At 43.4% G+C, this 9406-nt stretch carries 9 protein-coding genes; 4 read left to right on the top strand and 5 right to left on the bottom strand.

Annotation, left to right across the window (positions count from 1 at the left end; translation table 11 throughout):
• Positions 1-78 precede the first annotated feature (78 nt).
• The 4 genes from RDN93_RS20805 to RDN93_RS20790 all read right to left on the bottom strand — a co-directional run bounded on the left by RDN93_RS20805 (position 79) and on the right by RDN93_RS20790 (position 2766).
• On the bottom strand, positions 79-717 hold the full coding sequence (locus RDN93_RS20805; RefSeq protein ID WP_308747260.1) for an MBL fold metallo-hydrolase: 639 nt from the start codon (positions 715-717) through the stop codon (positions 79-81).
• A 44-nt stretch (positions 718-761) separates the two neighbouring features.
• A complete protein-coding gene (gene rsmG / locus RDN93_RS20800) occupies positions 762-1382 on the bottom strand; it encodes a 16S rRNA (guanine(527)-N(7))-methyltransferase RsmG (protein WP_308747259.1) in 621 nt (206 codons plus the stop codon).
• A gap of 111 nt (positions 1383-1493) precedes the next feature.
• Entirely contained in the window at positions 1494-2345 is an 852-nt protein-coding gene (locus tag RDN93_RS20795; protein WP_308747258.1) for a DUF3298 domain-containing protein, read from the bottom strand.
• A 187-nt stretch (positions 2346-2532) separates the two neighbouring features.
• Entirely contained in the window at positions 2533-2766 is a 234-nt protein-coding gene (locus RDN93_RS20790) for a YecH family metal-binding protein (protein WP_308747257.1), read from the bottom strand.
• A gap of 137 nt (positions 2767-2903) precedes the next feature.
• Here RDN93_RS20790 and RDN93_RS20785 point away from each other — a divergent pair, with 137 nt between their 5' ends.
• From RDN93_RS20785 to RDN93_RS20770, 4 genes are all read left to right on the top strand, one after another.
• Positions 2904-3302 carry a hypothetical protein gene (locus tag RDN93_RS20785; protein WP_308747256.1) on the top strand — a complete coding sequence of 133 codons (399 nt, stop codon included), beginning with the start codon at positions 2904-2906 and terminating at the stop codon, positions 3300-3302.
• 130 nt (positions 3303-3432) lie between these two features.
• On the top strand, positions 3433-5655 hold the full coding sequence (locus tag RDN93_RS20780) for a TonB-dependent receptor (protein WP_308747255.1): 2223 nt from the start codon (positions 3433-3435) through the stop codon (positions 5653-5655).
• 35 nt (positions 5656-5690) lie between these two features.
• Positions 5691-6014: a heavy-metal-associated domain-containing protein gene (locus RDN93_RS20775; protein ID WP_308747254.1), complete on the top strand. Its 324-nt coding sequence runs from the start codon at positions 5691-5693 to the stop codon at positions 6012-6014.
• Between the two features lie 101 nt (positions 6015-6115).
• Complete coding sequence (locus RDN93_RS20770) at positions 6116-8332, top strand: heavy metal translocating P-type ATPase (protein WP_308747253.1); 2217 nt, start codon at positions 6116-6118, stop codon at positions 8330-8332.
• 126 nt (positions 8333-8458) lie between these two features.
• Here RDN93_RS20770 and RDN93_RS20765 read toward each other — a convergent pair whose 3' ends face one another.
• Entirely contained in the window at positions 8459-9298 is an 840-nt protein-coding gene (locus RDN93_RS20765; RefSeq protein WP_308747252.1) for a helix-turn-helix domain-containing protein, read from the bottom strand.
• Positions 9299-9406 lie beyond the last annotated feature (108 nt).

The following is a 9406-nucleotide window of genomic DNA, read 5'->3' as shown; positions in this document are numbered from 1 at the left end:
CTGTGTCTTGTTCATTGATGCCGATGTGACGGCTAGCTAACAAATCGGTTTTCATATTAATAGGGGGATTTTATTGTTTTATCTGAAAAATGGGTTCTCTGCTTTTTCCATCCCGATGGTCGTGGGGGCACCGTGTCCCGGATATACGACTGTCTCGTTGGGAAGGACGAAAAGACGGCTGCAAATATGCTCTATCAGTTCGTCGAAGTTGCCACCTGTAAGGTCGGCGCGACCGATACTGCCTTGAAACAGAACATCGCCGGAAAACATACAGTTGTCTTCTTTACAATAATACACCAAGCTGCCGGGCGAGTGTCCGGGCACGTGGATTGCTTCCAGTTGGGTGTGTCCGAAAGTGATAATATCACCGTCGTGCAGATATTTCCCCAGCGGCACTGGGGCTTCCTGCAACTGAAAACCAAACATGCGGCTTTGTTTCGGCGCTTCGTCAATCCAGTACTCATCCGCTTTGTTCGCTTCTGCCGACAAGCCGAATTCTTTCAGCATGAACGGATTTCCGAAAATGTGATCCAAATGTAAGTGAGTATTCAGAAGATGCTTCACATTCAGCTCATTGGTGAGGATGAACTTCTTCAGTGCTTGTTTCTCTTCTTCGTAGAAACAGCCCGGGTCAATGACGACTGCTTCTTTTGTTTCGTCCCATAACACATAGCAATTTACGGGAAACATATTAAATTCAAACCTTTTTATTTTCATGGTTCTTTTCTATGATTAATCTTATTCAGAACAACTAATAGTCTTTAAACAGGAACGTATACCACTTTTTTGGTTTCAAAGAACTCTTCTTCGAAGTTGTCGCTCAGGTTGTGAACCATTGTCTTATGTTTGAACGGCATCGTTTCGTGTTCCAGTTCACCGCCTTTGAGACAGATCAGTCCGTTGGGCAATGCATTCTGCTGTTTGGAAGAAATATTCTTTTTGATAATCTTAACCAAATCCGCCAGGGGCATTACGGCTCGGCTGACAACGAAGTCGAACGTACGTTTCTCCTCTTCCGCGCGCGCATGGCGGAAAGTAACGTTTTTCAGTCCGATGGCATTAGCCACTTCCGTTGCTACGCGTACTTTTTTACCGATACTGTCTACGAGATGGAACTTTGTTTCGGGGAATAATATCGCCAAAGGAATGCCGGGGAAACCGCCGCCTGTACCCAAGTCCATGACGCTGGTTCCGGGACGGAACTGGATTACTTTGGCAATGCCTAACGAATGGAGCACATGGTGCTCATACAAATTCTCGATGTCCTTGCGTGAGATAACGTTGATTTTCGAATTCCAGTCGATGTAGAGGTCATATAGAGCAGCAAATTGTTTGCGTTGCTCTTCTGTCAACTCAGGGAAGTATTTCTCTATGATTTCCACTTTTATCAATTACAAATTACTAATTAGAAATTATATAAATGAATATCCGCCTATATTACCATCTGTATAGTAACGACAGGATATTCATTGGTTTTCGTTCTTTTATGAAGTTTAATTTTTCAGTTCTCCCAGAATCGGGTTGCTGCCGAGAAGATGCTCCAACATAGGGAATGGAATTGTCACCTTTACGGGGCCCATAGAATAGGGAGTAATGTCATATACATTATAATAGAAGGTAATGCCTTCTTTGCTCAGATAGAAATTCTCGGTCGGAGTGATGTCGCCGGTCGAAGCATATCCCATATCTTCTAAGGCTTCGTGAGTCGTCACTTTGTTGTCGGCCATGAGCTGGTTCCAAATCAGGTCGGTCAATGGGTCTTTGTAATCTCCGACGAAAATGTCATCAAGACGAAGTGGACGCATCAGTGTAAGATCCATATTCAGGTAAGTCGTCATATAGATGCCGTGTGCACCACCGGTATATTCATTGTAGTCGATGCGGTATACAAGCAGGTCTTTCTCGTACAGTTGCACGTGGCTTTCGATGCCTTTATAATATGAATACCAGGCACCGATGGAAGCTTCGTCTTCTTTGTCTTTCTCGTCCTCTGTGTACATCGGCTCCAAGTCGCGGCGATATTCACTGATATAATTTTCAGTATATTGCTTTATAACCTCTTCCGGTTTCTCTCCTATATACTTATCACCGAAACAAGCGGATATGAAATAAGTATTCAGACTGTCTTTCAGCATATCATCCGATGACTTGACGGGATAGGCGAAATTGATAATAATATTACAAGCCGGTTTGGCTGTATCGTTGAACAGGTGTGCTGTTTTATTCACTTGGATACTGTCGAATTGTAACGCACCTGTATTTTTGTTCATCTTGTCATGACAAGAAAACAAAAAGCCGCTTACCGAAAGTATAATAGCAAGCAGGCTGACATATTGTTTTTTCATACTCGTTTTTTCTATAAATTACACATTTGCTGTCTCATTCACTATTGACAAATATAGATGAAATTCACGAATCGGACTAATAAATACAGAAAAATATTCAGCTATTTTAAAAAGAAGAAAGCCATACACTCACTGTTTGTCATACATGAGTGCATAGCTTTCTCTTTTTGAATTGCAGAAATCGGAATCAGTGTTTGCAAACCTTCGTTATATCTACGGTAAATCCATCTTCGGCAGGCATGAACTTACCTTTCATTTTAAGAAACTCTATCAGGGTATCCACATCCATATCTTCTGCCGAGCAAGCATAGAAATGTTGCTGTTCGCCAAACTTCTTAATAATTGCTTCCCGCAATGATGATTCCGAGTAGCTATTTCCTTCCATCATATGAAGGACTTCATGAGCATGTAATTGTTCCATATAATCTATAATCTATCTTTTTTCTGCAAAGATAGGGAAGAGGGGGATTCTGAATTGTAACATATGTGACATTATGCTTATTTTTTCTATAAATTATAATATTTAATTTGTTTTTATTCTTATCTTTGTCCCTTGATATGAAAAGGTTAGCTTACATAACAGCATTGATCCTTTCCCTCTTGATTATCTATTCAGGGGCGGGAGTATCTATTGTGCACTATTGTTGCGCCCGTTGTGAGACGGTGAAAAGCTGTTGTGACACAGGTTGTCCGAAGTGTAAGAAAACCCATACTTGCGACTCAAAGAAGGATTGCAAAACAAAAGGCTGTACGGCTACTATTTATAAGCTGGACTTGATGAAACATACTACTGAGTTGAATGTTTCACCTCAAGCAGTCGACCTTTTCTGTGCGCAGTTCTGCTATTTACTGACTTTTACCTATTCAGATAAATCGGTAGAGTACGATATTCCTACCTCGCCGCCACCTCTCTGTTCTCGACAGAAGCTGGCACTATATTCCACCTATATTATTTAGCCACTAAATCTTTCTTTTTAGGGACTTTGCTTTCTGCTGAACTAAAGCCGGAAAGTGAGGTGAGACTGAATGCAACCAAGTTGCATGAGAAATGAACTAATTTTGTATCTCGAAAGAAAGTTTAGAAAAAATGAAATATATGATAATAGGACTGTTCCTGTTGTTTGCCGGCAATATGCATGCGCAAGTACATGGGACGGTAAAAGATAGTTCCGGGGAAGCAATTCCGGGAGCAAACGTATTTTGGATGAATACAGGACAAGGCGTGACTACTAAGGAAGATGGAAGTTTTTCTATCACCAAACCTTCCAAAAGCCATATGCTGATAGTCAGCTTTATCGGTTTTCAGAACGATACGATTCATGTGAACAGCAGGAATCAGAAGCTGGATGTCGTGCTTCGTGATGGAGTGGAACTGAATGAAGTAAATGTAGTCAGTCGAAGACTGGGAACAATGAAACTACGCAGTAGTGTGATGAATGAAGATATGATAAGCAGTGCCGAGTTGAGCAGAGCCGCTTGTTGTAACTTGGGAGAGAGTTTCGTGACGAATCCTTCGGTCGATGTGAGTTATTCCGATGCGGCAACGGGAGCCAAGCAAATCAAATTGTTGGGACTGTCCGGCACTTATGTGCAGATGCTGACGGAAAATATTCCGAACTATCGCGGGGCTGCTGCTCCTTATGGCTTGGGCTATGTCCCCGGCCCATGGATGCAGAGCATACAAGTATCCAAAGGAACTTCTTCCGTGAAGAACGGCTATGAAGCCATTACAGGGCAGATTAACGTTGAGTTCAAGAAACCCCAATTGCCGGAAGCTGACTGGGTATCCGCTAATCTTTTCGCAAGCACCACCAATCGTTATGAAGCCAATGCGGATGCTACGCTGAAAATCTCCAAACGTTGGAGCACCTCTTTGCTGGCACATTATGAAAACGAGACAAAAGCTCACGATGGTAATGACGATGGATTTGTAGATATTCCGCAGGTAGAGCAATACAACGTGTGGAACCGGTGGGCGTATATGGGCGACCATTATGTCTTTCAGGCAGGTATCAAAGCCCTTTCGGAAACACGTACCAGCGGACAAGCCAATCACGGCGGAATGCATTTCGATAACCCTTATAAAGTGAACATTGACACGGAACGTTATGAGTTCTTCACCAAGAACGCTTATATATTTAATAAGGAAAAGAATACAAATCTGGCTTTGATTCTTTCTGCCTCTTTGCATAATCAAGACGCCAATTACGGACTGAAGCTCTATAACGTAGACCAAACCAATGTTTATGCTTCATTGATGTTCGAAACGGAGTTTAATAAGCAGAACAGCCTCTCTGCCGGACTAAGTTTCAATTACGATGCTTATGACCAGCATTACCGTCTGGAGAATAATGCGGACAACACTCCTCTCAAAGCCTTTGAGAAAGAAGCCGTTCCCGGAGCTTACGTACAGTACACCTTGAATTTGAACGACCAATGGATGCTGATGGCAGGTCTTCGCGGAGATTACAGTAACGAACATGGCTTCTTTGTAACTCCCCGTGCGCATCTCAAATACAATCCGAATGAGTATGTAAATTTCCGTCTCTCTGCCGGAAAAGGGTATCGGACGAATCATGTACTGGCAGAAAACAACTACCTGCTTTCCAGCAGTCGTAAAGTAGAGATTGCGAAGAATCTGGATATGGAAGAAGCATGGAACTATGGCGCGAGTGTATCCACTTACATTCCGATATTCGGTAAAACACTGAATATAAACGCCGAATACTACTATACGAACTTTCTGAAACAAGTCGTTGTAGATATGGACAGTAATCCTCATGGAGTGTCTTTCTACAACTTGGACGGGCGTTCGTACTCGCACGTATTCCAAGTGGAAGCGAGTTATCCGTTCTTCAAAGGATTTACTCTGACAGGTGCTTACCGGTTGACGGATGCGCAAACCACTTACAAAGGCGAGCGGATGGAAAGACCTTTGACCAGCAAATACAAAGGACTGCTGACTGCATCTTATCAGACCCCACTGGGTATCTGGCAATTTGATGCAACGTTACAGTTGAATGGTGGTGGCAGAATGCCTGCTCCTTATGAACTCGGAGACGGACAACTGTCGTGGAACCGCCGTTATGGCAGCTTTGAACAACTTAGTTTGCAAGTGACCCGCTATTTCCGCCGCTGGTCTATATACGTAGGTGGCGAGAACCTGACAAACTTCAAGCAGAAGAACCCGATTATCGACGCGGCAAATCCGTGGGGGGATAATTTTGATTCTACCATGATATGGGGACCGATGCACGGTGCGAAGGCATATATCGGACTGCGTTTCAACTTGGCTAGAAACAGTGAATAAAAAGAAAATAAGTAACATTTAAACTGATAAGAAAAATGAAAACAAAAAGATGGATGGTCACTTGCGTAGTGGCTCTTTTGAGTGTAGTTGCCGTAATGGCAAAGGATATTCGTGTGGTAGTGTTCAAAGTGACTCAGATGCACTGCGAAAACTGTGAAAAGAAAGTGAAGGACAATATGCGTTTTGAGAAAGGGCTGAAAGATATCTCCACTGTTGTGAAAGACCGGACTGTCACCATCACATACGATGCTGAAAAGACAAATGTAAAGAACTTGCAAGCGGGATTTAACAAGTTTAATTATGAAGCCGAATTTGTAAAAGAAACAAAGAAAGACGATAAGAAAACGGATAAGAAGTAATTGAACAAATACCCGTATTACCTTGTTTCTATACATGAATGATGGTCTTTCTTCAATCCTTTTCTGAGGAGAGGAGAAAGACCGAAAAATAATAATTATATATGGGTAATATAGTAAAAAAGGCATTTCCCGTGCTCAATATGCATTGTGCGGGATGTGCTAATAATGTAGAGAAAACAGTGAAGAAATTGCCGGGAGTCACGGAGGCTTCCGTTAATTTTGCCACCAATATGCTGACTATTTCTTACGAGAAAGACAAACTGACTCCCGGAGAAATCCGTGCGGCAGTGCTTGCAGCAGGCTATGACCTGATTGTGGAAGAAGCCCATAAAGAGGAACGTCAGGAAGAGGAGCAGCATAAACGTTATGTTCGTTTGAAACGTAAAGTGATTGGTGCGTGGATTTTGGTCGTGCCATTGCTGGTATTCTCCATGATATTGATGCATATGCCATATTCGAATGAGATTCAGATGGTACTTGCTATTCCTGTTATGGTCTTTTTCGGTGGTGGTTTCTTTACCGGAGCCTGGAAACAGGCAAAGATAGGACGGAGCAATATGGATACTTTGGTTGCACTCAGTACTTCCATTGCGTTTCTGTTCAGCCTTTTTAATACCTTCTTTCCCGGATTCTGGTATGCCCGCGGACTGGAACCGCACGTTTATTATGAGGCTTCTGCAGTGATTATAGCTTTCGTTCTAACCGGCAAGCTGATGGAGGAGCGTGCGAAAGGAAATACTTCCACCGCTATTCGTAAACTGATGGGGATGCAGCCTAAAGTAGCCCGTGTACTGCGCAATGGAGTAGAAGAGGAGATTCTGATTGAACAATTGCAAGTCGGTGATTTGGTAGTCGTTCGTCCGGGAGAGCAGATTCCTGTGGATGGTAAACTTGCCGAAGGCGATTCGTATGTCGATGAAAGTATGATTAGCGGTGAGCCTATTCCGGTAGAAAAGAAGAAAGGCGATAAAGTGTTGGCAGGAACTATCAATCAGCGCGGTTCGTTCATTATCAGTGCGGCACAGGTCGGCAGTGAGACGGTATTGGCGCGTATCATCCATATGGTACAGGAGGCACAGGGCAGTAAAGCACCCGTACAGCGTATCGTCGACCGTATAACAGGGATTTTTGTACCTGTCGTGCTGGGTATTGCTATCCTGACATTTATCTTATGGATTGTCATTGGCGGTAGCGAATACATATCTTATGGAGTTCTGTCCGCCGTATCTGTTCTCGTGATTGCCTGTCCGTGTGCTTTAGGACTTGCCACGCCAACCGCATTGATGGTAGGAATAGGCAAGGCTGCCAGTCAGCATATCCTGATTAAGGATGCTGTTGCATTGGAGCAGATGCGTAAAGTAGACGTCGTTGTGCTGGATAAGACCGGAACACTGACCGAAGGGCATCCCACAGCCACCGGATGGTTATGGGCGCAATCTCAGGAGCCGCATTATAAAGATGTGCTTCTGGCTGCGGAAATGAAATCGGAGCATCCCCTTGCCGGTGCGATAGTCGCTGCACTTCAAGACGGGGAAAAGGTAAATCCTGCCAAACTGGACAGCTTTGAAAGTATCACAGGAAAAGGTATAAAAGTTTCCTATCAGGGGAAAGTGTATTGGGTAGGCAGCCATAAACTGCTAAGGGATTTCAGCGCCACGATGACTGATATAATGGCTGATATGCTGGTTCGTTATGAATCGGACGGCAACGGAATCATCTACTTTGGTTGTGAGAATGAATTATTGGCTGTTATTGCCGTCTCCGACCCGATAAAGGCGACCTCTGCCGAAGCGGTGAAAGAACTGAAACGGCAGGGCATTGATATCTGTATGCTGACCGGCGACGGACAACGGACGGCTCTGGCTGTCGCTTCCCATTTGGGAATCGAACGTTTCGTGGCCGATGCACTGCCGGGTGATAAAGCCGATTTTGTGCAGGAGTTGCAATTGCAGGGAAAGAAAGTAGCTATGGTGGGTGATGGCATCAATGACTCGCAAGCACTGGCATTGGCAGATGTCAGTATTGCTATGGGGAAGGGGACGGACATTGCCATGGATGTTGCCATGGTGACTTTAATGACATCCGACTTGTTGCTGCTTCCCAAAGCATTCCAACTATCGAAGCAGACGGTCAAATTGATTCACCAAAACCTCTTTTGGGCATTTATCTATAATCTGATAGGTATCCCTATCGCTGCAGGTATCCTGTTCCCTTTGAATGGTTTATTATTGAATCCGATGCTGGCAAGTGCCGCTATGGCTTTCTCCAGTGTGAGTGTAGTGCTCAATTCACTGAGTTTGGGAAGAAGAAGAATTTAGTGATTAACGGGATAGTGATTAGTGATTAACAGGCTGTGCATTATATGAATGATATTTATTTTCATCATTAGCGACTCATTCTTCATCATTCATCACTAATCACTATTCCGTTAATCGTTATAAACATTATCTATTTCTAAATTCCAACGGTGTCATTCCTACATATCGTCTGAAATACTTTCCGAAGAAAGAAGCAGTGGGGAAATTCAGTGAATAAGCTATTTCCTGGATAGTCATATTCGTACCCTTTAGTTTGGCTTTGGCATCCATGATAACGATGTAAGCAATCGTATCCAGTACGCTTTTCCCTGTCACTTGTCTCACTGTGGTACTCAGATGCTGAAGGGATATTCCCAGTTTGTCTGCGTAGAATTGTGCGCGCCGTTCGTTTCTGTAATTCTCGGTGATAGATTGGATCAGTTCCCGGCATATTTCCTTTTTACGGTTCGAACTGTTGTTTTCTCCCGGATAATTATGATATATCAACCGTATACTTGTCAAAATAGTCTGAAGAGCCAATTCTACCAGTTCCGGAGCCATTTCAAAGTTTTCATTGCAACTGGCACGTGCCAGCAGGGCAAAATAATCCTTCAGGTAACCGGCTATATCTTCGGTAAGCGGCACTACCGGTTGCTCGATAAGTTTTGGGTAGGCATTTCCGATACTTTTCATCAGATTGATTCGTCCGGCACAATGAGCGGAAAAGCCGGCGAAGCAGAGACATACTTTTTCTGTTTTTTCCCTGAATTGAATGATGGTTCCCGGTAATAACGTTATCAAGTCATTGGGGCGGATTTCATAATCAAGCAGATTGATGGAGGCTTTCATTGAGCCTTCGGTACAAATGGCGACAATGCAGGCCTGCAGTCGGCAAGATTGCTTATAAATGTTCAGAATATCTTCCGTGACATTCGTCCATGCTAATACTTCAGTAGGTAAATCTACCTGTGGAAAGTCCATTTTCATAATTGTGTTTGTTATATTCGACCAACAAATGTACACATTTTCTTTTTATTTCTTACCTTTCCTCTAAAAAGAAAAATCCCCTGCTCTTATATTCGTATGTAACTTACT

Origin of the sequence: uncultured Bacteroides sp., assembly GCF_902491285.1 — a bacterium.
Classification (GTDB): Bacteria; Bacteroidota; Bacteroidia; order Bacteroidales; family Bacteroidaceae; genus Bacteroides.
Note: the sequence above shows the minus strand (reverse complement) of the source record. Positions and strands in the feature narration are given on the sequence as shown.

Excerpts from the sequence above, each read along its gene's own strand:
- RDN93_RS20775 (WP_308747254.1), top strand. The coding sequence starts at position 5,691 with ATGAAAACAAAAAGATGGATGGTCACTTGCGTAGTGGCTCTTTTGAGT.
- RDN93_RS20795 (WP_308747258.1), bottom strand. The coding sequence starts at position 2,345 with ATGAAAAAACAATATGTCAGCCTGCTTGCTATTATACTTTCGGTAAGC.
- RDN93_RS20780 (WP_308747255.1), top strand. The coding sequence starts at position 3,433 with ATGAAATATATGATAATAGGACTGTTCCTGTTGTTTGCCGGCAATATG.
- RDN93_RS20790 (WP_308747257.1), bottom strand. The coding sequence starts at position 2,766 with ATGGAACAATTACATGCTCATGAAGTCCTTCATATGATGGAAGGAAAT.
- RDN93_RS20765 (WP_308747252.1), bottom strand. The coding sequence starts at position 9,298 with ATGAAAATGGACTTTCCACAGGTAGATTTACCTACTGAAGTATTAGCA.
- RDN93_RS20785 (WP_308747256.1), top strand. The coding sequence starts at position 2,904 with ATGAAAAGGTTAGCTTACATAACAGCATTGATCCTTTCCCTCTTGATT.
- RDN93_RS20805 (WP_308747260.1), bottom strand. The coding sequence starts at position 717 with ATGAAAATAAAAAGGTTTGAATTTAATATGTTTCCCGTAAATTGCTAT.
- RDN93_RS20770 (WP_308747253.1), top strand. The coding sequence starts at position 6,116 with ATGGGTAATATAGTAAAAAAGGCATTTCCCGTGCTCAATATGCATTGT.